The sequence below is a fragment of the Rhodoferax sp. genome, from assembly GCF_011391645.1.
GTDB lineage: Bacteria > Pseudomonadota > Gammaproteobacteria > Burkholderiales > Burkholderiaceae_C > Rhodoferax.
In genome coordinates this window covers 1-24,690 of record NZ_JAABQC010000017.1, presented here as the reverse complement: position 1 = coordinate 24,690, position 24,690 = coordinate 1, and the positions used below count along the sequence as shown (strand labels likewise).

The following is a 24,690-nucleotide window of genomic DNA, read 5'->3' as shown; positions in this document are numbered from 1 at the left end:
ATCTTGAATGGTGTGAGTCAGTCGTCATTGCGAGCAGAGCGAAGCAATCCATGACTTCCTGGATTGCCGCGTCGCTGGCGCTCCTCGCAATGACGGGCAAATATCAGCCGGCCTTCTTCTGCCGCTCCATCATCCGCCACACAAACGGTGTGAAGATGAGTTGCATGGCAAGCTCCATTTTGCCGCCTGGCACCACGATGGTGTTGGCGCGGCTCATGAAACTGTCGTTGATCATATTGCGCAGGTACTGAAAATCAATGCCTTTGGGGTTGCTGAAGCGAATCACCACCATGCTTTCGTCGGCGCTCGGAATGTCGCGCGCGATGAACGGGTTGCTGGTGTCCACCATGGGCACGCGCTGGAAGTTCACATGGGTGTGCATGAACTGCGGGCAAATGTAGTTCACATAGTCGGGCATGCGGCGCAGGATGGTGTCGGTGACGGCCTCGGTGCTGTAACCGCGCTGCTTCTTGTCGCGGTACAGCTTCTGGATCCACTCCAAATTAATGACTGGCACCACGCCAATCAGCAAATCCGGGTGCTGGGCAATGTTGACCTCAGGTGTGACCACGGCGCCATGCAGGCCTTCATAGAACAGCAGGTCGGTCTTGGCCGGCACGTCTTCCCAGGGCGTGAAGGTACCGGGGTCCTGCTTGTAGGGCGCGGCTTCTTCGAGGTCGTGCAGGTACTTGCGGCGCTTGCCGGTGCCGGTGTTGGCGTAATCGCGAAACAGTGACTCCAATTCGGCAAACAGGTTGTTTTCAGGACCGAAGTGGCTGAAGTTCTTGTCGCCGGCAGCTTCAGCCTCGGCGGCCTTGATTTTCATGGCCTTGCGGTCAAAGCGGTGAAAGCTGTCGCCCTCGATCACCGCGGCCGTGATGCTTTCGCGGCGGAAAATGTTCTCGAAGGTGCGGGTCACCGAGGTGGTACCGGCTCCGCTTGAGCCGGTAATGGCAATGATGGGGTGGCGAATGGACATGGTTGCGTCTCCTATTGTTAAAAATCAATCCCTGAACAGACTGCGTTCAGCAAACAACGGGTTGGTCAGCTCCACTTGCACCGGTTCGCGGTGGTAGCGCTCAATGCGCTCGACCTCGTTTTTGGAGCCAAAGACAAAACCGATGCGCTGGTGCAGGCTGGTGGGCTGCACATTCATCATGGGCATCTCGCCGGTGGAGGCGCGGCCGCCGGCCTGCTCCATGATCATGCCCACCGGATTGGCCTCGTAAAGCAGGCGCAGGCGACCGGGTTTGGACGGGTCTTTGGTGTCACGCGGGTACATGAACACCCCGCCGCGCATCAGAATGCGGTGCGCCTCTGCCACCATGCTGGCAATCCAGCGCATGTTGAAATCCTTGCCGCGGGCGCCTGTCTTGCCCGCCAGACACTCATCAACATAGCGCTTGACCGGCGCCTCCCAGAAGCGGGCGTTGGACGCGTTGATGGCAAATTCCTGCGTGTCGGCCGGAATCTGCATCATGGGGTGCGTCAGCATGAACTCGCCCAGCGTTGGGTCGAGCGTGAAGCCGTTGACGCCGGTGCCCACGGTCAGCACCAGCATGGTGGTGGGGCCGTACAGGGCGTAACCGGCGGCCATTTGTTTGGCACCGGGCTGGAAAAAGTCGGCATCGACCACGTCGCGACCGGAGTCGATCACGTCTTGCGGCGCGCGCAGGATGCTGAAAATGCTGCCCACCGACACATTCACATCGATGTTGCTGGAGCCGTCCAGCGGGTCGAACACGATCAGGTATTTGCCGCGCGGGAATTGCGCCGGGATCTGATACGGCGAGTCCATTTCTTCGGAGGCCATGCCCGCCAGGTTGCCCGCCCATTCGGTGCGCCGCATGAAGACTTCGTTGGACAGCACATCGAGCTTTTTCTGGGTTTCACCCTGCACATTGACCGAAGCACCGGACTCACTCGCATGGTTGCCGGTCATGCCGGCCAACTCGCCATAGGCGACCGCCTTGGCAATGCCTTTGCAGGCCAACGCCACGTCCAGAACCAGCGCATTGAAATCGCCGCTGGCACTCGGGTGGCGCCGTCGCTCTTCAATGAGGAACTGCGTCAGCGTGGAGCGGTTGGAACGGATGGTCAAAGGCATGGATGTCTCCAGATGTTTTAAATTTATGATTTGGTGCGCAGCGTCAAGCCGGGTGCGCCGCACGGCGCAGCGCCTGCATCACGCCCTTGTAGCCGCGATCGGCATCGGGTGCACTGAACACGGCACTGCCGGCCACACAGGTGTCGGCACCGGCGGCCACGATTTCAGCAATGTTGTCGATCTTGACGCCGCCGTCCACTTCCAGCCAGATCGGCTGGCCGCCAGCGGCCACATGGGCATCAATTTTTGCCCGCACCAGGCGCAGCTTGGCGAGCGTGCTGGGAATGAACTTCTGACCGCCAAAACCGGGGTTGACACTCATCAGCAAGATCATGTCGAGCTTGTCCATGACGTGGTCAAGCACGCCGATGGGTGTGGCCGGATTCAGCACCAGACCGGCTTTGCAGCCGAGTTCGCGAATCATCGACAGGCTGCGGTCCACATGTTTGGAGGCCTCGGGGTGAAAGGTGATGATGTTGGCGCCGGCCTTGGCAAACAACGGAATGATTGAATCCACGGGTTCGACCATCAGGTGCACGTCGATCGGGATGCTCACATGCGGGCGAATTGCCTCGCACACCAGCGGCCCGATGGTCAGGTTGGGCACATAGTGGTTGTCCATCACGTCAAAGTGCACCAGGTCGCAACCAGCGGCTTCAATGGCGCGCACTTCTTCGCCCAAGCGGGCAAAGTCAGCCGACAAAATGCTGGGGGCCAAACGCAGAATGGGGGAGGTGCTCATGGGGTGCTTTCAGTAAAGTTTGAAATTCTTGAGGGTAATGCAGTTCAGCACCGTTTAGCGGAAATGGGCGCCATGCCACTGGCGCAATTGCGCAAGATTGACCTGACTCAAATCCGGCACCACCTTGAGCGCCCCGGTGAAATCGTGGTGTGCGGTGAAAGGGTTGGGCGTGATGATGGTGGCCAACCCGGCGGCCGTGGCGGCCTGCAAACCGTTGTTCGAGTCCTCGAACGCCAGGCAGTGGCTGGCAGACAGATGCAAGGCGTCCAGCATCTGCAAATACACCTGCGGGTGCGGCTTTTTGATGGGCGCCGTTGAGGCATCGCCAATGGCGGAGAAGTTCATGCGCCAGTCAGAACCGACGGCATGGCGCAATAAGGCGGCAATGTTCACCGGCGAGGTGGTGGTGGCGATCGCCAACTGCAGCCCGGCCTTGAGCGCCTCGTCCATCAGCCGCAGCACGCCGGGGCGCAGGCTCACTTCCCCGTGGTTGACAGCATGCTCGTAAGCTGCCGTTTTGAGTGCATGCATGCGACTGATCCTGTCGTCCAGGGCCTGGGCGTTGAGCGCCTTGATGTCCGGATTGACCTGTTTCCAGTAGTGCAGGATGCGTTCCTTGCCGCCCGAAATATTCAGCAGTTCGGTGTACAAGGCCTCGTCCCAAACCCAATCCATGCCCATTTCCTTGAAGGCATGGTTAAAGGCGGCCATGTGCGCACGCTCGGTGTCAGCCAGCGTGCCATCCACATCAAAAATGAGCGCTTGCAACTTGGCGGCGGTCGACGACGGGGACATGGGCTACTTTCTTGTGATTGGGTTGGACTGGATTGGCCACTTTTGCGGCATGGATTTACTTTAATCGCCCCAACCCATAAACTCTAATCACGATTTGTTAAAAATTCATCAGATTTGGCTTATTTATGCGTCCCTACACCTTTAAGCAGATTCAAACCTTTCTGGAGGTGGCGCGCCAGCGCTCGGTCTCCAAGGCCGCCGAGCGCCTGTTTGTCACCCAGCCAGCGGTGTCCATGCAACTGCGCCAGCTTGAAGAGGCCTTTGGCCTGGCACTGATCGAACCGACGGGGCGCAATATCAAACTCACCCACGCTGGCGAAATCTTTTTGACCCATGCCGGCAATGCCATGCGCCAGTTCAAGGACCTGGAGGACCAGATGGCCGAGCATGTCGGGCTGAAACAGGGCCGCATTGACCTGGCAGTGGTCAGCACCGCCAAATATTTTGTCCCGATGCTGCTGGTGCGCTTCGGCCAGCTCAACCCCGGCATTCACGTGCAACTCAGCATTGACAACCGTGAAAACGTGCTGGGCCTGCTGGCGCGCGGCGACGCAGACCTGGTCATCATGGGCCGCACACCCAACCACCTGGACTGCCAGGCCAAGGCCTTCGCCACCAACCCGCTGGCCATGGTCGCCCCGCCCGACCATCCGCTGGCGCGGCGCAAAAACCTGCCATTCAGCGCGCTGGCAGATTTCAAGTTTGTGGTGCGCGAGGAAGGCTCCGGCACCCGCGCTGCGATGGAGAGGCTGTTTGAGGAGAACACCACGCCGCTCCAGATGGTGATGGCCATGCCCAGCAACGAGACCATCAAACAGGCGGTGATGGCCGGCATGGGTCTGAGCTTTTTGTCGATGCGCACGGTGCGCCACGAACTCGCCAGCGGCCACCTGGCGCTGCTCGACGTGCAGGGCCTGCCGCAGATCAACCACTGGTATGTGACGCATCTGAGCAGCAAGAAGCTCTCCCCCGCTGCGATGGCCTTCAAGGATTTTTTGCTTGAGCAAGGCGGGCCCTTGATTGATGCCTGGAGTTGATAATTGCTATCTTGAAGCTAGACGGGTCACGAAAACAAACAGAAACCAATCGGTCTTGGTTTAAAGCGGGAAGCACACCATGAGCCGAGCCTATTATTGTGATTTGATAGAAGACTTTCTCCTGCGCAGCCCAGACGAAATCCTAGGAACCCTGAGTCGCAGCAGCCCGTTCGCCGTTGAAACCACCCAGCGCAATGCATGGATGGAACAAGTGGTTGTTCTTAAGAGCACGCTTCGGCACGACCTTGGCAAGGGCAAGGTGTATTTTGAATATGCCGTGCCTCGGCTGGGTAAACGCATTGACGTTTTGGTCTTGCTCGACCATGTTGTTTTCGTCCTGGAATTCAAAGTAGGCGAAACCCAGTTTCTTTCGGGTGCCAAGGACCAGGTGTGGGATTACGCAGTTGATTTAAAGAACTTCCACGAGACAAGTCACGACAAGGCGATAGCGCCAATCCTTATCGCGACTGGTGCAGAAATTGGTTTCTCGGTAATTGCCACCAGCGCCAGAGACGATGGGGTACTCCAACCACTGCATGCCGCTTCGGATCAGATTCGCGGCGTGATGGATCATGTCTTGCAGTTTTGTGACGGTCCCGCCATCAATCCATTGGTATGGGATGGCGGTGGCTATCACCCCACGCCAACCATCGTTGAGGCTGCCATGGCGCTTTATGGCGGTCATTCGGTCACGGACATATCCCGCAACGACGCCTCAGCCATCAACCTGGGACGAACAACGGATGCCATTTCAGAAGTTATTCGCAGTTCACAAGCACAATCAACAAAATCGATCTGCCTGGTGACCGGCGTGCCGGGTGCTGGAAAGACACTCGTAGGGCTGAACATTGCAACACAGCACACCAGCAAGGAGGCTGTCGATCACGCCGTATTTCTCTCGGGCAACGGCCCGCTCGTGTCAATCCTGCGCGAAGCACTCACCAGAGACAAAGTAAGGCGCGAGGCCGAGGCCGGCCGGCGCATGAAAAAGGGCGAGGCAATGAGCGAGGTCAAGTTGTTCATCCAGAACGTCCACCACTACCGTGACGAGTGCCTGATCGACACCGAGCGACCGCCTATTGAGCACGTCGCCATATTCGACGAGGCGCAGAGAGCCTGGAACCTTGAGCAGACCGCCTCATTCATGTTGCGCAAGAAACAGAAAGCTGACTTCAACCAGTCAGAGCCAGAGTTTTTAATTTCGTGCCTGAACAGGCACAAGGATTGGGCAGTGGTGGTTTGCCTGGTGGGCGGCGGACAGGAAATCAACACCGGTGAGGCTGGCATTGAAGAATGGATAGCTGCACTACAGCGTTCCTTTCCGGAATGGCATGTTCACATTTCTCCACGCCTGCACGAGGTGGAATACGGCGCAGGACGCGTCCTGGAGCAACTGAAACACAAAAGCAACGTGCACTTCAATTCAGACTTACACCTGGACGTGTCGATGCGCTCATTTCGTGCCGAACACGTTTCAGCATTGGTCAAGAACATATTGGACATCAACACCCACGAAATCAAAGAATTCCTAACTGAACTGGCAGATCGCTACCCGATCGTCCTGACACGGAATCTGACAAAGGCCAAAGCCTGGCTTAGGGCGCAAGCGCGGGGCACGGAGCGCTATGGCATGGTTGTTTCCTCACAGGCGCAGCGCCTCAAACCTCACGCGATCGACGTCAAGTCGCCAATGGACCCCATTCATTGGTTTCTCGATGGCAAAGATGATGTTCGGTCGTCGTACTACCTTGAAGATGTTGCCACTGAATTTCATGTGCAGGGCCTTGAAGTGGACTGGGCCTGCGTTGTATGGGATGCAGATTTCAGGTTCGCCGAATCAGGCTGGCAACACCATTCGTTTGTCGGCTGCAAGTGGCAGCACATCCATAAAGCAGAACGTCAAGGCTATTTGAAAAATGCGTACCGGGTGCTCCTCACCCGCGCACGGCAAGGCATGGTGTTGGTTGTACCGCAGGGTAGCGAAGAAGATCCAACACGGTCCCCCGCGTTTTACGACCCGACGTTCAATTACTTGCGCAGTATCGGAATCAGAGAAATCTAGTTTCCCAGCAATTAGCCAAACAGGAGTATTCACGACACATCCCGGAGGATGCAGTCCCTACTCAACCAGCCCGCTAGACGCGCCGGCTGAACCCACTGAGTCTGGGTCAGGCTACCGGCGGCGCCAATCGTCACGGCACAGTTAAATGGGTTCCAAGCTACCAGACTTCCAGTCTCAAACGATCCGCCGCCTGAGTAAAAGCGCGATCACGACTTACCAACGTGGCGTCCACGGCAACTGCATGGGCTGCAATCATCATGTCAAGGTCGCTGAAATTAATGCCTCTGGCTTCAAGCGTGGCACACAGTTCTCCATAGCAGCGTGCCACCGACTCATCCCATGGCAGCACATCCATGCGCAGCAGGATCTGGGCCATGGCATTTTTTAACCGAACAGGTTGGCCCTTGCGGTGCAAGCCATACTCCAACTCCGCCAGCGTAATGCTGGAAATCACCACCTGGCTCACAGGCAGTTGGGTCAGGCGCGCCAACAAGTCGGCATCTCGCCCCTGCATCATGTGGCTGACCACCTTGGTGTCGAGCATGTAGCGCCGGCTCACTCCTCGCAGCCCTCAAAGGGGTCGCGCCGAGCGCGAGTTTGGCGGCGCTCAATGAGCAAATCTTCGTCCTTGTTCTGCGCCACCACGTCGAGCAGACCTTGCCAGTCTTGCGGTTTGCGTGACAGCACCACGTCCCCAGTGACGGGGTCGTGGCGAATAAAAACTTCTGAAACGTCAAAGCGGAACTCCAGCGGCAAGCGCACCGCCTGGCTGCGGCCGGTGGCAAATATTTTGGCGGTTTGCTGCATGGTTCAACTCTCTATTAATGATATGCCACATGATGTATATCACTGCATCAAATGTCAATGCACATCAGACCCCGCATCATCAGAAAGCCAGCCTACGCCCGCAACCCGTCATGCAGTTCCACCAGCGCCAGGGTGATTTTGTGATTGGGGTCCAGGTGGATCATCGGCAGGGACTGTTCGTGCGACTCACGAATCCGCACCGACGAGGGCAAATACGGCTGCAGCACCGGCAGGCCTTCTTCGATCAGTTCGGCCACCATGCGCTGGGGCAGGTTGGCGCGGGACTGGAACTGGTTGACCACAATGCCGTCGATCTGAAGATCAGGGTTGTGGTCGGCGCGGATTTCCTGAACGTTGTCCATCAGCGCATACAGCGCCTGACGTGAAAAACTGTCGCAGTCAAACGGGATCAGGCAACCGGTGGCGCCAATCAGCGCGGCCCGGGTAAAGAAGTTCAACGCCGGCGGCGTGTCGATGTAGATGCGGTCATAAGTCTCTGCCAGTTGCACCAGGGCTTCGCGCAGCTTGTAGATTTTCTGGCGCGACTCGAGCTTGACCAGCAACTCGTTGAGCGCCGGGCTGGACGGCATCACATCGAGGTTTTCAAACGGCGTTTCCACCACGTACTCTGATGGCGGCACGTTGCGAAAGCTGTAGCTCAAGGTCTGCTCAAAAAAGCCCGCCACGCTGGGTTGCTCGTCGCTGGCAGTGTCACCCATCAGGTAGCTGGTGGAATTACCCTGCGGATCAAGATCAATCACCAGGGTGCGCAGACCCTGGCTGGCACTGATGGCCGCCAGATTGCAGGTAATGGTGGACTTGCCAACCCCCCCTTTTTGATTGAACACAACGATAGGCATAAAGCAACTCCTTTTAGGCAATGGAACAGCACGCAATACGAGGCTCCATTGTCCGTGACTTTGGCTGCGCTCCCGGCATGCGGCTTTAACGCAGACTCATAAATAAAAACTGATTGAAAAATCAATTTATATGAATTTTCATGATGAATAAGCCTGCCTATAGTTCAGCCCATCGCGAACTTTCATTTTCAACAACAGGAGATCTCACATGGATCAATCGAACCGTTACGCTGACCTGAGCCTCAAGGAAGAAGACCTCATTGCCGGCGGCAAGCACATCCTCGTCGCCTACAAGATGAAGCCAAAGCCCGGTTTTGGCAGCTACTTGTCATGCGCCGCCCACTTTGCGGCCGAGTCATCCACCGGCACCAACGTTGAAGTCTCCACCACCGACGATTTCACACGCGGACTCGACGCGCTGGTGTATTACATCGATGAGGCCACCGAGGACATGCGCATTGCCTACCCGATGGACCTGTTTGACCGCAACATCACCGATGGCCGCATGATGATGGTGTCGATCCTGACGCTGGTGATTGGCAACAACCAGGGCATGGGTGACATCGAGCACGGCAAGATTCACGACATTTATTTCCCCGAGCGTGCCATCCAGTTGTTTGACGGCCCCAGCAAAGACATCTCCGACATGTGGCGCATTCTGGGCCGCCCGATCAAAGACGGTGGCTACATTGCCGGCACCATCATCAAGCCCAAGCTGGGTCTGCGCCCCGAGCCATTTGCTGCGGCCGCCTACCAGTTCTGGCTGGGCGGTGATTTCATCAAGAACGATGAACCGCAAGGCAATCAGGTGTTCTGCCCGGCCAAGAAGGTCTACCCGCTGGTCTATGACGCCATGAAGCGCGCCCAGGACGAAACCGGCCAGGCCAAGCTATTCTCAGCCAACATCACCGCCGACGACCACTATGAAATGTGCGCCCGCGCTGACTTCATTCTGGAAGCCTTCGGCCCGGATGCGGACAAAGTGGCTTTCCTGGTCGACGGTTTTGTCGGCGGCCCCGGCATGATCACAACAGCGCGCCGCCAGTACCCCAACCAGTACCTGCACTACCACCGCGCCGGCCACGGCATGATCACCTCGCCTTCTGCCAAGCGGGGCTACACCGCGTTTGTGCTGGCCAAGATTTCGCGTCTGCAGGGCGCCTCAGGCATCCACGTCGGCACCATGGGCTACGGCAAGATGGAAGGCGAAAACGACGACAGGAACATTGCGTACATGATTGAACGCGATGAAGCGCAGGGCCCGGTTTACTTCCAGAAGTGGTATGGCATGAAGCCCACCACCCCGATCATCTCGGGCGGCATGAACGCGCTGCGTCTGCCAGGTTTTTTCCAGAATCTGGGCCACGGCAACGTGATCAACACCTCTGGCGGCGGCTCCTACGGCCACATTGACTCGCCCGCAGCTGGCGCCATCTCCCTGCGCCAGTCGTATGAGTGCTGGAAAGCAGGGGCGGACCCGATCGAGTTCGCCAAAGAGCATAAGGAATTTGCCCGGGCGTTTGAGTCGTTCCCGGGGGATGCCGACAAGCTATTTCCGGGCTGGCGTGAGAAGTTGGGTGTGCATAAGTAACCTGGGGTCAGGGCAGTTAACAGTTGCGGCGGGCTTGGGGCGGCAGGGTGCCCTGCGCCGCTCGTGTCCCCCGGCACTGACCTTGCGGCCAATGCCTCCTCCTTTACCTCGCTTTGCAGGACACCCTGCCACCCCAAGCCTGAGCTGTACTTGCACTGGATGCATTTTGTGGGGTCGACTTCAGTCGACCATGACAGACTGAAGTCTGCCCCACAAAGACAGCCACAACTTAAGCAGCGCGCGTTGGGTGTCTGACATAGCGAGGTAAAGGAGGAGGGACGGGCAAAGCCCGTCACGGGGGACACGAGCGGCGTCAGATACCCAATGCGCGCTGCTGGCCCACAAAGCACAATGAACCCTGTTTTCATATCAACTCAATGAGAGCTGCAAATGACCAACACCACACAGCAGTACCGAATCCACCAGGAGCCGTTCTACCAACAACAGTCGAACGAGGTTGCACTTTACGAAGCCGCCTACCGGGCCAAACTGCCGGTCATGGTCAAGGGCCCCACAGGATGTGGCAAATCCAGGTTTGTCGAATACATGGCCTGGAAGCTGGGCAAACCGCTCATCACCGTGGCCTGCAACGAAGACATGACCGCCTCCGACCTGGTGGGCCGTTACCTTTTAGAGGCCAACGGCACACGCTGGCTTGATGGACCGCTGACCACCGCGGCGCGCATTGGCGCCATTTGTTACCTGGATGAAATCGTCGAGGCGCGACAAGACACCACCGTGGTGATCCACCCCCTGACCGACCACCGCCGCCAGTTGCCCATCGACAAAAAGGGCGAGTTGATTCAAGCACACCCTGATTTTCAACTGGTGATCTCGTACAACCCTGGTTACCAAAGCCTGATGAAGGACCTGAAGCAAAGCACCAAGCAGCGTTTTGTCGGTTTCGACTTTGATTACCCCCAGCCCGACCTGGAAGCCCGCATCATCGCCACCGAGACCGGCATCGCCCTGGCTGACGCTACCCGTCTGGTCAAGGTTGGCGCCACAGCACGTGCGCTCAAGGGCCACGGGTTGGATGAAGGCATTTCAACCCGGCTGCTGGTGTATGCCGCCACGCTGATTCGGGGCGAGGTCGCGCCAGTGGACGCGTGCCGCATGGCGCTGGTGCGTCCCATCACCGACGATGCCGACATTCGCGCCACGCTGGACCACGCCATTGACGCAGTATTTGGCTGAGCGCCTGTGGCTGTGCCCCACCGTACCATGCAACCCAACGCTGAACAACTCGACAGCTATCGCGCGCAGCTGGGCTGCAACTTTCCGCAAATCGCAGATGTCTTTGCCAACTGCATGGCCGACGCGCAGGCTCAGCTCAGCGCGGAGGGCCTGGATGACTACCTGACACAGGCACGCTTTCTTGGCAAGATGGGGCGCGGCCCGGAGCCCGCGCTGATTTTTTTGCAGGAATGGCCCCGGATCGCAAGCCTTGTTGGCGAAGACGCGTTAAGTCCGGTGATTGCTGCAGCGCGACTGATCAACAAATCGCCCAACGGCGACGCCATTGCGCCTTTTTTGCAGGCCCTGGCAGCCGTGGCGCGACGGTTGCCCACACAAGCGCACATGCGTCAGTTTCTGGATGTCAGTCTGCACCTGATGGAGCGCACCAGCACATCCATCCACGGCATTCACAAAACCTACCCGAGTCCGAGTCTGGCAATTTTTTTCGAAAAAACCCCCCAGTTGCTGGAACTGCTCAGCCTGCAAGGCCTGAGCAACTGGGTGAACTACGGCATCCGCAACTACAGCCATCACCCTGAGCAACAGCGGGAGTATTTCAGCCTGTCCTCCGCCGACAGCCGCGCGGTGTTGCAGCGCGAGCGCCACGGCACGCTGCTGATGGACCACATCCGTGTGCTTGACCTGTACCTGCGGGCCCTGTGGCAAGACGCGGATGTGCTGGTGCCCTACTCCACCGCGTTTGATACGCAGCGCCAGCCCATGCCCTACTTTGATGCCATGGGCATCCGGCTGCCCGATGTGTATGACGAGCGCGCTGGCATCTCCGGGCTGGACCGCTACCGCGCCGCGCTGGCGCACATCGCGGCGCACCGGCGCTGGAGCACGGCCATTTTTGGCGACAACTTCAGCCCGGCACAGCGCATGGCCATCGAGTGTTTTGAAGATGCCCGCGTGGAGGCCCTGGCCATGCGCGAGTACCCCGGCTTGCGCCGCATCTTCATGGCCTTGCACCCCAACCCGGCAGAAGGCGCATGCAACCCGGCCACACACTCATGTTTGCGACATCGATTGGCGATGCTGTCGCGCGCCTTGTTTAACCCACCGGCGCGCTTTCAGGATGTGAAGATCAGCGACTGGGTGCAACGCTTTCATGCGTTGCTGGCGCTGGGCGACTCCAGCACTGCCGAAATCGCCGGGCTGGCCCTGAGCTACCTGGGCAAAACCCGGCTGCAAAGCGACCAGTTGCCCAACACCTGGTTTGCCGACACCGAGGTCGATTACCGGGACGACAACCGCCACTTGTGGCGTTTTCATGAGCTCAGCGATGACGAGGAAATGTTTGATGCGCCGTCGCAAACTTTGTCGAAGGAGGAGCTTGAAAGCCTGCCACCGCGCCACTACCCCGAATGGGACTACACCAGCCAGACCTTCCGGCCCGACTGGGTGAGCCTGTATGAGCGGCTGCACCCCAGCGGCAATGCGGCCGACATTGATGGTTTGCTGACCAAGCATAGCGCACTTTCCAAACAGCTCAAGCGCCTGCTGGATTTACTGAAGCCACAAAACAAGGTGCGCCTGCGCTACCAGGAAGATGGCAGCGAACTGGACCTGGACGTGGCGATCCGCTCCCTGATTGATTTGCGGGCCGGCAGCCAGCCTGACGCCCGCATCAACATGAGCCACACCACCGATGGACGCAGCATTGCCGTGACCTTGCTGCTCGACTTGTCGCAATCTCTCAACGAAAGAGCCCGTGGCTCGGAGCAAACTGTGCTGCAGCTCAGCCAGGAGGCGGTTTCGCTGCTGGCCTGGGCGGTGCAGCAACTCGGCGACCCGCTGGCGATTGCCGGGTTTCACTCGAACACCCGCCACGACGTGCGTTACCTGCATCTCAAGGGCTTCGGTGAAAGCTGGGGTGACGAGGTGAAGGCCCGCATTGCCGCCATGCAGGCGGGGTACAGCACCCGCATGGGGGCTGCCATGCGCCATGCGGCGCACACCCTGCGCACACAGCAGGCTGACAAAAAACTGCTGTTGGTGCTGACCGATGGCCAACCCTCCGACATCGATGTGCACGATGAACGCCTGCTGATTGAAGACGCACACCAGGCGGTGCGCGAGCTTGACCAACAGGGCATATTTACTTACTGCATCAACCTCGACGCCAGCGCCGACGCTTATGTGAGCGACATCTTTGGCCGCCAGTACACGGTGATCGACAACATTGCGCGGCTGCCGGAGCAGTTGCCCAAGCTGTTCATGGCATTGACGCGTTGACGCGTGGACGAATCACTCGGCACCGGCGACGGCTTGCTCGGCCGTCACCGGACCCGGGCCGCGGCGCTCGAACCAAGAGCCCGCGTAAAAAACGGCCACCAGACCAGCCACCATCATGCCCAACATGATGGGATCGGCAATGCCATACACATCAGCAAAGTTGTCACCGTCAATGATTTCACCGATCGCCATCATGGAGCGAATGGCATCACCGTAAAAGCCGGCAAAGGCGGTCGTGCCGATGAACAGCCCCACCACAAAAACAAGCGCGTCCAAACGCCCCGACGACATTCCCACCATCGAGGTGCCCGGGCAATATCCGCCAATGGCGAAGCCGGCACCGATCAAGGCGCCGCCCACGGCCGAGGCCATCACCAGCGCCTGCGGCACATAAAGGATGTCCGGCGCCAGGAGCCCCACAACGCGCATCGCCCACAGCCCGACCGCAGCCACCACAATGGCGGTAAACATGACTTTGAACACCGACCAATCGGTCAACCGGAACTGGCCGGTGAGTTTGGACGGGCTGCCAAAGCCGGCGTTTTCCAGCACAAAACCGAACAGGACACCGCACACCAGACCCGAAACCATGCCACTTTCATGAAGGGGAAACATGTCAGACTCCTTTGACAAAACGGCCAACCAGCAAGCCGGTGGCAAAAAACACGCCAAGGAAGACAAAGGCAGAGATGCTGAACACGGCAGCCCCCGACAGCCCCAGTCCGCTGGTGCAGCCACCCGCCACGCGTGCGCCGAAACCTGCCAGCGTGCCACCGAGCAGCGCCTGGGTCAGACGCCGCCCGGACCCCAGGCTGCGCGCACCGTCCAGTTGAACCCGAAACCGCCCGGCCATGAAGGCTGCAATGGCCGCACCGATGATCAAGCCCAGCACTTCCCAGGTGATCCAGGAGCCAATCGGGTTACCCTCTGACACCATGGGCCGGAGGTAGGAGTTGGCCAGTGTCGCCTCGGGTGCCATCACCAATCCGGCACCAGCCACCACATGGATCACCGCGCCGCTGGCACCCAGTCCATGACCGGAAAGGACAAAACTCAGCATCAGCACCAAGCCGAGTGCGATACCCGCCGCCAGCGGCGACCAAAAGGGTTTGACGACACGCTTGCCGCCTGGAGATTGGGTTTTCATGGTTGACCGCCTTATAAAAGAACGCTGCTGCCAGTGGCCACTGGCACCGGTTAGGTGCGCAGTTCGGGCCACGCACACATGATTCTAAAAATTAAGCGGTAGCCAATGTATTGATTTAAATCAATACATTCTTATATTAGGAATTTCCGTCAGCTCGCACTGTGGCATTGGCCCGGCGCAAGCAATCGGCGCGCGCAGCGGGGATCGAGACTCTGTCACAGCGCCACACTGACTGACTTTGCAGGTTTCTGGCCTGCTGCAGGGACTCTCCCCGTGCCACCGCGTCAAGGACAACCTGATGAAACGCCAACATGAGTGCCAAGACGGCAAATACCGCCAGAGCGACGAGCGCTGCCTGCGAGCGCAGCAGCACCAGCAAAGTGGGTCGCCTGACCAGCAAATTAAATCGAAACGCGTCCTGACCACCCAAGTTGTGGGCAGAGGGGCTGATCGTCTTCAAATGGGCATTCATGGCCAAGCTCCAGTGCGGTGACACAGTGGGCACTTTGCCCAACTGTTGCATCGCACTGTAGAGATGGCGTCAACACCGGTCTGTGCGCCAGATAACCCTGACCCGAGAATGCGCTAAGCCGTGGCGCATAAACGACAGCCGGGTCATCCAGGATTTGGCCAATCCTCTGCGCCAGCGGCGAAGCGATGGCGCGACAAGGCCAACCTCAGGCGGCATAACCCGGGTTGGGCAGCGCGCCAATGATCTTGGGCGCATTGAGCTTGCGCCGGGTGACCTTGCCACCGCGCGCGGCCAGCCAGGTTTCCACCACTTCCCAGACCTGTTTGTTACCCTGGCTTCTGGCCTCTTCGGCCACCGGTGCCCAGCCCGCCACCTTGTATTTTTTGTCAGCCTCAATCAATTTGCCGTTGATGCGCATGTCGCTGATGCGTTTGCCCATGGTCTCCAGCGGGCTGCAGCTGTATTGCAAACCACCGACGCGCACCATGTCGCCGCCCTGCTGGTAATAGGGGTCGGGATTGAACAGGTTGTCGCACACGTCTTCCAGCACGGTCTTGATGGTGGCACCGGTCATCTCCGACATGGTGGCGTAAGAGTAGGTGGTGGCCGTCATGTCCATCAACCATTCGCGCGTGATGGCCTGGCCCGGCAGCAGCGTGGTGCCCCATCGGAAACCCGGTGAAAACGCCAGGTCGGCGCCCTGCACTTCCATCAGCGCATCCACCAGCAACTGGTCGCCGGTGCCATTGAAGTTGCCACGGCGGTACAGCGTGCCTTCGGTGATGGCCAGCTTCTCTGCCAGCTTGACCTCGTAGGGCGCGCGCACTTTGGTAATGAGTGCGTCCATCTCTGCGTCGGCGGGCAGCATGTTGGCAAACACCGGCAGCAGCTTGTAGCGGAAATCGGCAACTTTCTTGTCCTTGACGTCAAAGTCAAGCACCGCCAGGAACTTGCTGTTGGAACCCGCGTTGGTGACGATGGTTTTGCCACCTTTGTTGCTGATGATGCTGGCCACCGGCATGCCGTCGTGGGTGTGACCACCCATGATGGCGTCAATGCCGCTCACACGGCTGGCCATCTTGAGGTCGACGTCCATGCCGTTGTGGCTCAGAACGACGACCACCTGCGCGCCCTTGCCGCGGCACTCGTCGACCATCTTCTGCATGTTGTCGTCCTGGATGCCAAAGGCCCAGTCGGCCACCATGTAGCGCGGGTTGGCAATCGGGGTGTAGGGGAAGGCCTGGCCGATGATGGCGCAGGGCACGCCGTTGATCTCGCGGATCACGTAGGGCTTGAAGACCGGGTCGCCAAAGTCGTTGGTCTTGACATTTTGCGCGACAAAATCAACCTTGCCGGCAAAGTCTTTCTCGATGATTTCCTTGACGCGTTCCATCCCGAGGGTGAATTCCCAGTGGCCGGTCATCACGTCCACGCCCAGCAGCTTGCAGGCATCGACCATGTCCTGGCCGTTGGTCCACAGCGCCGTGCCAGAACCCTGCCAGGTGTCGCCACCGTCTAGCAGCAGCGCACCCGGGCGGCTGGCCTTCATGCGCTTGACCAGCGTCGCCAAGTGGGCAAAGCCACCCACCTTGCCGTAACGCTTGGCGGCTTGTTCATAGTCGAGGTAGGTCAGCGCATGGGCCTCGGCGGTGCCGGGGCGAATCTTGGCGACTTTCAGCAAATGCTCGCCCACCAGATGCGGCAAGTTGCCTTTCATGCTGCCCACACCCAGATTGATGCTGGGCTCGCGGAAATAAATGGGCTTGAGCTGCGCGTGGCAGTCGGTCATGTGCAAGAACGACACGTTGCCGAATTTGGGAATGTCGTAGAGCCCCTTTGCGGCCGTGGCCACATCCGCCTGGGCATAAGCGCTCAGCCCCATGCCTGCCATGGTGCCAGCGCCCAGCACCTGGAAAAATTCACGTTTGGTCAAATTCATTGTCTTGCCACCGAAAGGTAAAAATTAAAAAGCCCGGGCAGGCCGGGCCTTGTTGAAAAAAAACAGCCTAGTTGTTGACCGGCGACTTGGGGTCGAGCAGCAAGGCCATCAGGTCTTTGGCTTGCGCCTCGGTGATGATGCCCTTGTGCACCGCCCGCGGCATGGACGAGCAGGCGTTGTAAGCCCTGGCGTTCCAGATCTTGCCCCAGGTGTACTCAATGATGGCTTTGGATGCCGGGCTGGTCGGGTCGTCAATCACGCCACGGGTTTTGCCGTAGCCCGCCAGGCTGGGGCCAATCGTGCCAAACGAAATTTCTTTCGGGTCCAGCTTGTGGCAGTTGTAGCAATTGCCACCGTTGGCCGTGTCAGCCGTGTCGGTCCAGGTGAGGCCACGGCCGCTCTGGGCGAGCCGTTCACCGGCCTTCCAGTCGCCCATGTACTTGCCATCGGCGGGCCATTTGATGGTCTTGAGCTGGGCATCCTGCAGCTTGACGGCCAGATCGGGATCGATCGGCTTGCCGGCAACGTCTGCCGCAGCACAGGCTTCGTTGATGTCTTCGGGCGTCAGCGCCGACACCTTGACAATGCCTTGATCACGGAATGAAGCCTTGACGACATCAGCGGCCATTTTGTCCAGCTCCGCCGTGCCGGGCCTTGTCGCGCAACCTGCCACCAGCAAAGATGCCAGCACAGAGACTACAAACGCATGTTGTTTTTTCATGGTGATGTTCCTTTGCATTAGCGTTTGATGGCCGGCGCGATTGATTTGGAGCCCTGGCTGTTCACACCCAGGTACACCCCCAGTGCAACCGTGGCATCGCTGCCAAAACCGGGGTAGGGAAAGCGCTGCTGACGGTAGCAGTCGTTGAGCCGCAATTGCATGCTCCACATCTGCCCGTTTGACACCCGGTAAGCGGGCCAGGCGGCAAAACCCACGCCGTCACCCGGGTTCTTGGTCAGGTTGGGTAAATCCTGCAGGCGAATGCGCCAGTCGTCGGCTCCGTGGCAAGAGGCGCATGAAAAATCATGCGCGCCACCGCGCTGGAAAAACAGCCGCTTGCCAATCTCATAGGCCACTTGCTCCTTGGCATGGGCTTGCGGCAGGTTGAACTTCATGTCGCGCGACTCGGCCGCAATCCAGGTGGCCAGCGCGGTCACGTTGTTTTGCTCACCCTTGCCAAACGGTGTTTTGGCAATCTCGGCCGCATTAAAACCCTGCAAAGTCTCCATGCAGGTCACCAGGCGAGACTCCAGGTCCTGCACCCGGTTGGTGTCGGCAAAGTAGCGTGGCAGCGTCACAAACACAGCCTTGACCACACCCGGCCCCTGGCCCAGATCACACCGTTCCAGCGAAACATTTTTGGGGCCGCGCTTTTGCTTCCACAGGTCTTCACCCTTGGCCTCAAACAGATCAGCAGGGTTACCGTCGGCCAGCATGGCGCGGTACTCCTCAATGGCCAACACTGCAGCCGATTTTTGGGCATGAGCCCCGGCAGCAGCAATACCGGCCAATACCAACGTGGCTATGATTTTTTTCATTCTCAGGTCTCCTCATTGTTGATGGACATGACAACCAACGCGGGTGCGAAACAGAGCACCCGTATCCGGGTGACGAAACTCAGGAAACCGTGGCTTCGTCAGTGCGGGTGTCGCCCTTGTTGTCTTTCCAGGTCACGCCCACCTTGTCGCCAGCCTTGGCACCTTTGACGTTGAACTGCAGGAACGGATTTTTGGACACCGCAGGACCCCATTCGGCGGTCATGACGACCTTGCCATTGTGCGTGGCGGAAACCTCACTGATATGCCAGGCAGGAATCACCTTGCCGGCTGAATCCTTGCGTTGACCGGATTCCATCTCGTGGCTCATCAAGACACGGACGGTGGCAATGTTGCCTTCTGCTTTGGCGCGAATGCGCATTGGATCTGCCATTTTTAAACTCCTGAATAGTTAATGAATACGCGGTAATTGCCAGCTCTTGGCTTTCAATCGCAGGGTCGGTGAACGCCGGGTTTAGCCGCCGCAGCCACCCAGAGTCACTTTCACTTCTTTTTTGGCAAAGAGTGCCTTGCCGTCATTCATGATGGCCACGGCGTACACGTCCGAAGACTGGCCCATCTTGGCGCGAGTGGCAAAGTTGGCTTCCACGCTGTCGGTCACGTTAAACAGGGCAATCAAAGCCGCCGGGTTCTTTTCAACCAGGATGAGCATGTGCTTGACGCCCGGCAGGGTGGTGCTGGCGGTGAGCGGCACCACAGCGCCGTTTTCAGCGATGTCCGGACCACCAATGGTCACGTCCTTGCTCTCAGCCGGCGCGCCAGCGCCCAGCGCCTTGAGCACGTCGGCCACGCTTTTGGCATCAAAGGCCGGCTTGTTGTAGGCGAACGCATAGTGTGGAAACAGGCCGGTGGTGGCCAGCAGGCCGGCCACAATGGCGCTGTGTTTGAGTGTCTCGCGACGAGTTTGCATTGAAATCTCCTTCTTTAAGTTCATGCTGGGGGAAAAATTGACGCTGACGCGACTGTGCTGGGCGCTACTTGCCAGCCCCCGCTGCCAGCCACACCGCAATGGTTTTGGCATCGGCAACGCTCAAGGCCTGAGGCGGCATGGGGATCGGACCCCAGACACCGGCACCACCAGACTTGATCTTGGAGGACAGGTAATCCACCTGACCCGCATATTTTTTGGCGATATCCGTATAAGCCGGACCGACAATCTTGTTACTCATGCCGTGGCACACCAGACAGGCATGTTTTTGCAGCAGGGCCACGGCTTTCTTGGCATCCGGTTTGCCCGCATCAGCGCCGCTGGCAGGGGCCTCCGCAGGTGGCTTGGGTGCCACAGGCGCGGCTGGCTTTTCGCCCACCTGGGGCTCTGGTCGCGTGGTGTCGGCACCGAGTTGTGCGCCGACCAGCCGGTTTTGCTCAGCCAGGTTGCCGTGTGCATTACGCGCAAAGTCAGGCAGGAAGGACGCAAGTTTGGGCTCGGGCGTGCAGTCTTTCATGCAGGCCACGTTGCTGGTATCGGGCTTTTTGGCACCGCCAAATTCCTTTCCCGGCCATAAGGCGTGATCGGTGCTCATGCCGTTGCGGTTGGGCATGCGCGCCTGCACATCACGGATGGTTTTCTCGTTGAGCGTGAAGTTGTCGGGCACGATGGTTGCGATGTTCAGCATGAACGCCACCACCGCATACACCTCGTCCGTCTTCAGTGTCTTGGGCGCGGTCCATGGCATGGCGCGGTTCACGAAGTCCCACACCGTTGAAATCGACGCCACTTTCATGAAGGTGGTGCGCCCGGGGTAATCCGGGGTGATCAGGTTGGCGACGCGTCCGGTCTGCAGGTCTTTGGGCTGAACACCGCCAATGATGGGGCTGAAAAACTCGCCCGATTCACCAAAGTAGCCGTGACAGCTGGCGCATTTGCCCTCCCACACCTCCTGGCCCTGCTCGACGGTGCCAGAGCCGGCGGGCAAGCCCTTGAAGTCGGGGCGCACATCGATGTCCCATGCCGCCACTTCTTTTGGCGTGGCATCGCGCCCCAGCCCGGTAATTTTGGCTGCAGACTGGGCAGCTGCAACGCCGGCAAGCGCCAGCAGCGCCAGGCTGATGATTGCTTTACGAAACCTGAACATTTTTAACCTCGCCGTTTTCCTGCACCAGCCACGACTGAATCGCATTGTTGTGATAGATCGAGCGCGTGCCGCGCACCGCCCGCAATTGTTGGTAAGTGGGTTGCACAAAACCGGTCTCATCCACGGCACGGCTCTGGATGATGGTGGGCTTGCCGTCCCACACCCAGTCGATGTTGAACCGCGTCAGCGCCTTCGACATCACCGGGTCCTGCAGGCGCGTGGTGCGCCAGTTGCGGCCCCCGTCCACCGAGACATCGACCTTTTTGATCTTGCCTTTGCCGCTCCAGGCCAAGCCGGTGATGTTGTAAAAACCCTTGTCCAGCAGAACCTGCCCGCCCGAGGGAGTGGTCACCACACTTTTGCATTCCTGAATGCCGGAATATTGGCGGTGTAGGCCGCTGGGCATCAGGTCCATGTAATGAATGGCCTCGTCCTTGGTGGCGTAGGGCATGTCACCCACCTCCAGGCGGCGCAGGTACTTGACCCAGCTCACACCCTGAATGCCGGGCACAATCAGACGCAACGGGTAGCCTTGCTCGGGGCGCAGCATTTCACCGTTCTGGCCATAGGCCACAAACACCTCACCCGACTTGATCAGGCTCATGGGAATGGTGCGCGTCATGGACGAGCCATCGGCGCCTTCAGCCAACACAAATTTGCCGTTCTTCAGATCGGCACCGGCAAGCTCCAGCAGCGTGATGAGCGGTACGCCGGTAAATTCGCTGCACGACACCATGCCGTGGGTGTACTGCACCGTGGGCACAGCCACATTGCCCCATTCGACGGCCGTGTTGGCGCCGCACTCAATGAAGTGGAAACGCGACACCGCCGGCAAACGCATGATTTCATCAAGGGTAAACACCTTTGCCGTCTTGACCATGCCGTTGATCATCAGACGGTGTTTGGACGGGTCGATGTCCCACCAGCCCTGGTGATGGCGCTCAAAATGCAACCCGCTGGGTGTCACGATGCCAAACAGCGATTGCAGCGGCGCAAACGACACCGAAGCCTGCGTGGTCTGGGTTAGACCCGGGCTTTGCCGGCGCTGCACGCCCGACTCAAATTGCGAAGGTTTGCCATAACCGTCGTTTTGGGCCACGCCCTGGCCCAAACCCACGCTATGCGCCGGCAAAGTCAAAATATTGGGGTCGCCACCCTCGGTGGGCACAGGGTTGACCTGCGCCATGGCCACCGGCACGGCGGCACCCGACGCAGCGGCAACGAAGGCATTGCGAATAAAGTCGCGCCGGCCTTTTTTGGCCTCTGAAAAAACGGTTTTGATGCCGTTTTGATTCAGAAAATTCTCAGGGGCCTTGATCAGCCTGCCCGAGCTCAAACTTTGTTCCATTCAAAAAGCTCCTGTTACCTAACCCAACCACAACACCTAAACGCCTGAAACTTCCCGGGCTTCACACCGGGATGTCAAAAACCTGCTCATCACGCGCCAGTTGCATGCACACCAGCTTGCAAACCAGCGCCTTGGGAGCCTCTGCCAGACAATAAAAAATCTGATGTCCACTGCGCCGCCGGGTCAGCAGGCCAGACTGGTACAGCACCTGCAGATGGCGAGACATATTGGGTTGGGATGCCTCAATTTGCGCCAGCAAATGCGTCACATTTTTCTCACCGTCACACAATGCCCGAATGATCTGCAAGCGAACTGGCGTTGACAAAACCCCAAAAAGTTCGGCTGTGCGCTCTAGCGACAGCATGGAAACTTCCGGGAGTTTTGAACTACTCATCTACTAAATCCATATATTCGGATTCATTAATGTAAATTAAGTCAAGAAAAAGTCGATTGGGGTTTTCACTTACTTGAAGCGGTAATGGTCGCGATTGAGCACGGCCGATATCGAGGTCACCTCTTCCGGAAAAAAGCCCAGATTCAAGGTGGTGTTGCAGGCCTCCACCTGGCCACGCAGCAAACCCAATGAATTGATGCGTCCGGTCGGGCGATAGATGCCATTGCCATTGCCACCCACATTGCGGATGTGGCAGGCATCGCACTGGTTTTCAGCAATCAACTTTTCGCCGAGTTTCAGATCAGCGCCCTGATAAAGCGCGGGCACATCCTGCGCCAATGCAGCCATCGCCAAACAACCCGACAAGGCAAACAAGAGATGCTTCATGGATAGCGGCTTTCTGTTGAAAATGGACTCCGCCGCCGCCATCCGCCCCACTGAATCAGCGGAGACGCGGCGGGCAACATTTCGTATGAGTCAATGATTATTTAAGCAGGCAAGCATGCCTATCAGGATTTACCCTGACCGGGAGCAGATTCAGGGCGCCGACAGCGCCTCAGGCTTGAGCACGCGGTACATGCGCCCCTGCTTGTCGAGCTGCTCCATCACGCCGTCGCGCACCAACCGGCTGACCTCGCGGCTGACAGTTTCAAACTTGAGATCCAGCATGGAACCCATGTCTTCGCGCGAAAAAAGCACCGACACCTCGTGGTTGCTGGGGCTGCGCATTTTCAGTACCAGATTGGCCACACGCTGGCGTGCGGTGCCAAAGTTCATGTCCGCCAGCCAATCGTCAGCGTCCTTCAGGGCGCGCTGCCATTTGGACATCAGCTGGGTATGCAGTCTTGGGCTGCGCGATGCCAACTTCTGGATCACATTGAGTGGAATACGGCAGACCGCAACCGGCGTCAGGGCGACAGCGTCGCTGTCATAACGCGCACCGGCCAGGGCCTCCAGCCCGATCACATCCCCCGGGCGCAAAACGCGCACGATGCGCGGTCGGCCATCAACTGTGCTGCGCACCAGCTTCACCATGCCGCTGCGCAACGTGTAGATACCCTGCGACAGGCTGGCTTCAGCGTACAAAGTCTCCCCGTGCGCGTATTCCAGATCATCAATCGGCGCATGCATGAGTCCAAAATCATGCTCATTGAGATCGGCAAACAACGCCATATCACGAATCCCGCATTGGCGGCAATCCGAGGTGCCGCGCCAGGCTGAATCTGATTTCATGGGGATCATAGGGGGTTCCTTCAACTTGTCACCGCGGCACGGGCCGTGCGCAAGCGGTCATCGAGGTAGGCACCGTAAAAATCCGGGATGTAGCCGCCCACCAGGCGCTCTGCCACCTCGACACCGCCGCGGCCAAAAAACAAGACTGTCGGGGCGACTTTAATGCCCCAACTGCGGATCAGCTGGTCTTGGGATTGGCTGGCACCGTTGAAGTCTTTCACCATGTCGCGGTTGCGCATGTCAATTTGCACAATCGACAACCCCGATTGGCCCTGCATGGGGGCCAGGTAGTGGTCCCGGGCGATCGTGCAAAAGGGACAACCCACCAGGCTCACCATGACCACCAGCGGGCTGCCCTTTTTGAGCGCAGCGGCCAGCGCGTCTGGCAATGACGCGGGCATTGGCAGGGTGGCAGCCGCGGCCGGCCCCGCCCGCAGCAGGCTGAGGCCAGCGCCCGCCAGCAGACACTGGCGACGCGTCAGAAAAAACGGGTGGGGGTGCATCATTTGGCCTCGTGTTCGAGTTGCAAGTAAGTGTTGTAGGCGTTCATGCGGTTGGCAAATCTGAACAGGGGCAGTTTCTCAAACTTCGACCAGTCCACTTTGTTGTAGGCCTCCTCAAACGGCTCCATGGCCTCGGCGGCACGGCCCATCACGGTGCGCAAATAGACCAGATAGTCGCGCGTTTGCTGCATGTCGCGGCGCGCCTCTTTCGACACCGGACCGTGGCCCGGCACGATCACCCGGGTGTCAAAAGCCAACAGCTGGTCAAGTGCCGTGATCCAGTGCCGGCTGTCTGCCTGGCCGACAAAAGGAATGCGATTTCTGAACACCAGATCACCAGCAAACAGCACCTTTTCGGACGGCAGATAAAAGGCCAGGTCTTCGGGCGTGTGGGCCGGCCCCATCATCCGGGCCTGAAACAGCACACCGCCAATCACCAGATCCTGGTCAGTGTCGATCCAGCTGTCAGCCGGCACCAGTCGCGTGTTGTCGTCAACCCAGGGGAACAATTGCTCACGCGAGGCTTCGAGGCGCAATTGGGCGG

26 protein-coding genes are annotated in these 24,690 nt (G+C 58.8%); 5 read left to right on the top strand and 21 right to left on the bottom strand.

What is annotated here, in order from left to right:
* Positions 1 to 103: 103 nt before the first annotated feature.
* From GPS82_RS03995 to GPS82_RS03980, 4 genes are read right to left on the bottom strand one after another with little or no spacing between them, the layout of a single operon-like run.
* The gene (locus GPS82_RS03995; protein ID WP_296491230.1) at positions 104 to 979 is read right to left on the bottom strand and encodes a phosphoribulokinase; all 876 of its coding nucleotides are present in this window, start codon (positions 977 to 979) and stop codon (positions 104 to 106) included.
* Positions 980 to 1,003: 24 nt separating this feature from the next.
* The gene (locus GPS82_RS03990; protein ID WP_296491229.1) at positions 1,004 to 2,107 is read right to left on the bottom strand and encodes a class 1 fructose-bisphosphatase; all 1,104 of its coding nucleotides are present in this window, start codon (positions 2,105 to 2,107) and stop codon (positions 1,004 to 1,006) included.
* 43 nt (positions 2,108 to 2,150) lie between these two features.
* Complete coding sequence (gene rpe / locus GPS82_RS03985; RefSeq protein ID WP_296491227.1) at positions 2,151 to 2,849, bottom strand: ribulose-phosphate 3-epimerase; 699 nt, start codon at positions 2,847 to 2,849, stop codon at positions 2,151 to 2,153.
* Positions 2,850 to 2,903: 54 nt separating this feature from the next.
* Positions 2,904 to 3,644 carry an HAD-IA family hydrolase gene (locus GPS82_RS03980; protein WP_296491224.1) on the bottom strand — a complete coding sequence of 247 codons (741 nt, stop codon included), beginning with the start codon at positions 3,642 to 3,644 and terminating at the stop codon, positions 2,904 to 2,906.
* Positions 3,645 to 3,769: 125 nt separating this feature from the next.
* Between GPS82_RS03980 and GPS82_RS03975 the strand changes: the two genes are divergently transcribed.
* Together GPS82_RS03975 and GPS82_RS03970 are read left to right on the top strand one after the other, a co-directional pair.
* Positions 3,770 to 4,681: a LysR family transcriptional regulator gene (locus tag GPS82_RS03975; RefSeq protein ID WP_296491223.1), complete on the top strand. Its 912-nt coding sequence runs from the start codon at positions 3,770 to 3,772 to the stop codon at positions 4,679 to 4,681.
* Between the two features lie 79 nt (positions 4,682 to 4,760).
* Entirely contained in the window at positions 4,761 to 6,743 is a 1,983-nt protein-coding gene (locus GPS82_RS03970; RefSeq protein WP_296491221.1) for a DUF2075 domain-containing protein, read from the top strand.
* A gap of 157 nt (positions 6,744 to 6,900) precedes the next feature.
* Here the strand turns inward: GPS82_RS03970 and GPS82_RS03965 are convergent, their stop codons facing one another.
* From GPS82_RS03965 to GPS82_RS03955, 3 genes are all read right to left on the bottom strand, one after another.
* Positions 6,901 to 7,287, bottom strand: coding sequence for a type II toxin-antitoxin system VapC family toxin (locus GPS82_RS03965; RefSeq protein WP_296491219.1), 387 nt, complete (start codon positions 7,285 to 7,287; stop codon positions 6,901 to 6,903).
* Positions 7,288 to 7,298: 11 nt separating this feature from the next.
* Positions 7,299 to 7,550 (bottom strand): AbrB/MazE/SpoVT family DNA-binding domain-containing protein, encoded by a 252-nt coding sequence (locus GPS82_RS03960; RefSeq protein ID WP_296491217.1) that lies wholly within the window; start codon positions 7,548 to 7,550, stop codon positions 7,299 to 7,301.
* Between the two features lie 92 nt (positions 7,551 to 7,642).
* The gene (locus GPS82_RS03955) at positions 7,643 to 8,410 is read right to left on the bottom strand and encodes a ParA family protein (RefSeq protein WP_296491216.1); all 768 of its coding nucleotides are present in this window, start codon (positions 8,408 to 8,410) and stop codon (positions 7,643 to 7,645) included.
* Positions 8,411 to 8,618: 208 nt separating this feature from the next.
* Here GPS82_RS03955 and GPS82_RS03950 point away from each other — a divergent pair, with 208 nt between their 5' ends.
* The 3 genes from GPS82_RS03950 (at position 8,619) to GPS82_RS03940 (ending at position 13,478) form a co-directional block, all read left to right on the top strand.
* On the top strand, positions 8,619 to 10,001 hold the full coding sequence (locus GPS82_RS03950; RefSeq protein WP_296491214.1) for a ribulose-bisphosphate carboxylase: 1,383 nt from the start codon (positions 8,619 to 8,621) through the stop codon (positions 9,999 to 10,001).
* A 390-nt stretch (positions 10,002 to 10,391) separates the two neighbouring features.
* Positions 10,392 to 11,198: a CbbQ/NirQ/NorQ/GpvN family protein gene (locus GPS82_RS03945; RefSeq protein ID WP_296491209.1), complete on the top strand. Its 807-nt coding sequence runs from the start codon at positions 10,392 to 10,394 to the stop codon at positions 11,196 to 11,198.
* A gap of 27 nt (positions 11,199 to 11,225) precedes the next feature.
* A complete protein-coding gene (locus GPS82_RS03940) occupies positions 11,226 to 13,478 on the top strand; it encodes a VWA domain-containing protein (RefSeq protein ID WP_296491206.1) in 2,253 nt (750 codons plus the stop codon).
* A 12-nt stretch (positions 13,479 to 13,490) separates the two neighbouring features.
* Here GPS82_RS03940 and GPS82_RS03935 read toward each other — a convergent pair whose 3' ends face one another.
* The 14 genes from GPS82_RS03935 to GPS82_RS03870 form a co-directional block, all read right to left on the bottom strand.
* Positions 13,491 to 14,093, bottom strand: coding sequence for a DUF6691 family protein (locus GPS82_RS03935; protein WP_296491204.1), 603 nt, complete (start codon positions 14,091 to 14,093; stop codon positions 13,491 to 13,493).
* Between the two features lies 1 nt (position 14,094).
* Complete coding sequence (locus GPS82_RS03930) at positions 14,095 to 14,625, bottom strand: YeeE/YedE thiosulfate transporter family protein (RefSeq protein WP_296491202.1); 531 nt, start codon at positions 14,623 to 14,625, stop codon at positions 14,095 to 14,097.
* Positions 14,626 to 15,302: 677 nt separating this feature from the next.
* The gene (gene soxB / locus GPS82_RS03925; protein WP_296491200.1) at positions 15,303 to 17,036 is read right to left on the bottom strand and encodes a thiosulfohydrolase SoxB; all 1,734 of its coding nucleotides are present in this window, start codon (positions 17,034 to 17,036) and stop codon (positions 15,303 to 15,305) included.
* A gap of 67 nt (positions 17,037 to 17,103) precedes the next feature.
* Positions 17,104 to 17,757: a sulfur oxidation c-type cytochrome SoxX gene (gene soxX / locus GPS82_RS03920; RefSeq protein WP_296491199.1), complete on the bottom strand. Its 654-nt coding sequence runs from the start codon at positions 17,755 to 17,757 to the stop codon at positions 17,104 to 17,106.
* A 17-nt stretch (positions 17,758 to 17,774) separates the two neighbouring features.
* Positions 17,775 to 18,575: a sulfur oxidation c-type cytochrome SoxA gene (soxA, locus tag GPS82_RS03915; RefSeq protein WP_296491197.1), complete on the bottom strand. Its 801-nt coding sequence runs from the start codon at positions 18,573 to 18,575 to the stop codon at positions 17,775 to 17,777.
* Between the two features lie 79 nt (positions 18,576 to 18,654).
* Entirely contained in the window at positions 18,655 to 18,966 is a 312-nt protein-coding gene (soxZ, locus tag GPS82_RS03910) for a thiosulfate oxidation carrier complex protein SoxZ (protein WP_296491195.1), read from the bottom strand.
* Between the two features lie 81 nt (positions 18,967 to 19,047).
* Complete coding sequence (soxY, locus tag GPS82_RS03905) at positions 19,048 to 19,503, bottom strand: thiosulfate oxidation carrier protein SoxY (RefSeq protein WP_296491193.1); 456 nt, start codon at positions 19,501 to 19,503, stop codon at positions 19,048 to 19,050.
* A 64-nt stretch (positions 19,504 to 19,567) separates the two neighbouring features.
* Positions 19,568 to 20,668 (bottom strand): c-type cytochrome, encoded by a 1,101-nt coding sequence (locus tag GPS82_RS03900; RefSeq protein WP_296491191.1) that lies wholly within the window; start codon positions 20,666 to 20,668, stop codon positions 19,568 to 19,570.
* Complete coding sequence (soxC, locus tag GPS82_RS03895; protein ID WP_296491188.1) at positions 20,652 to 22,016, bottom strand: sulfite dehydrogenase; 1,365 nt, start codon at positions 22,014 to 22,016, stop codon at positions 20,652 to 20,654. The genes GPS82_RS03900 and soxC overlap by 17 nt, the downstream gene beginning before the upstream one ends.
* A 61-nt stretch (positions 22,017 to 22,077) precedes the next feature.
* Positions 22,078 to 22,410, bottom strand: coding sequence for a metalloregulator ArsR/SmtB family transcription factor (locus GPS82_RS03890; RefSeq protein ID WP_296491185.1), 333 nt, complete (start codon positions 22,408 to 22,410; stop codon positions 22,078 to 22,080).
* Positions 22,411 to 22,479: 69 nt separating this feature from the next.
* The gene (locus GPS82_RS03885) at positions 22,480 to 22,797 is read right to left on the bottom strand and encodes a hypothetical protein (RefSeq protein WP_296491182.1); all 318 of its coding nucleotides are present in this window, start codon (positions 22,795 to 22,797) and stop codon (positions 22,480 to 22,482) included.
* A gap of 150 nt (positions 22,798 to 22,947) precedes the next feature.
* Positions 22,948 to 23,652 (bottom strand): Crp/Fnr family transcriptional regulator, encoded by a 705-nt coding sequence (locus tag GPS82_RS03880; protein ID WP_296491180.1) that lies wholly within the window; start codon positions 23,650 to 23,652, stop codon positions 22,948 to 22,950.
* A gap of 11 nt (positions 23,653 to 23,663) precedes the next feature.
* The gene (locus GPS82_RS03875; protein ID WP_296491178.1) at positions 23,664 to 24,149 is read right to left on the bottom strand and encodes a hypothetical protein; all 486 of its coding nucleotides are present in this window, start codon (positions 24,147 to 24,149) and stop codon (positions 23,664 to 23,666) included.
* Positions 24,146 to 24,690: MBL fold metallo-hydrolase (locus tag GPS82_RS03870; protein ID WP_296491177.1), on the bottom strand; the 545-nt coding region annotated here is incomplete at its 5' end. The genes GPS82_RS03870 and GPS82_RS03875, both read right to left, overlap by 4 nt.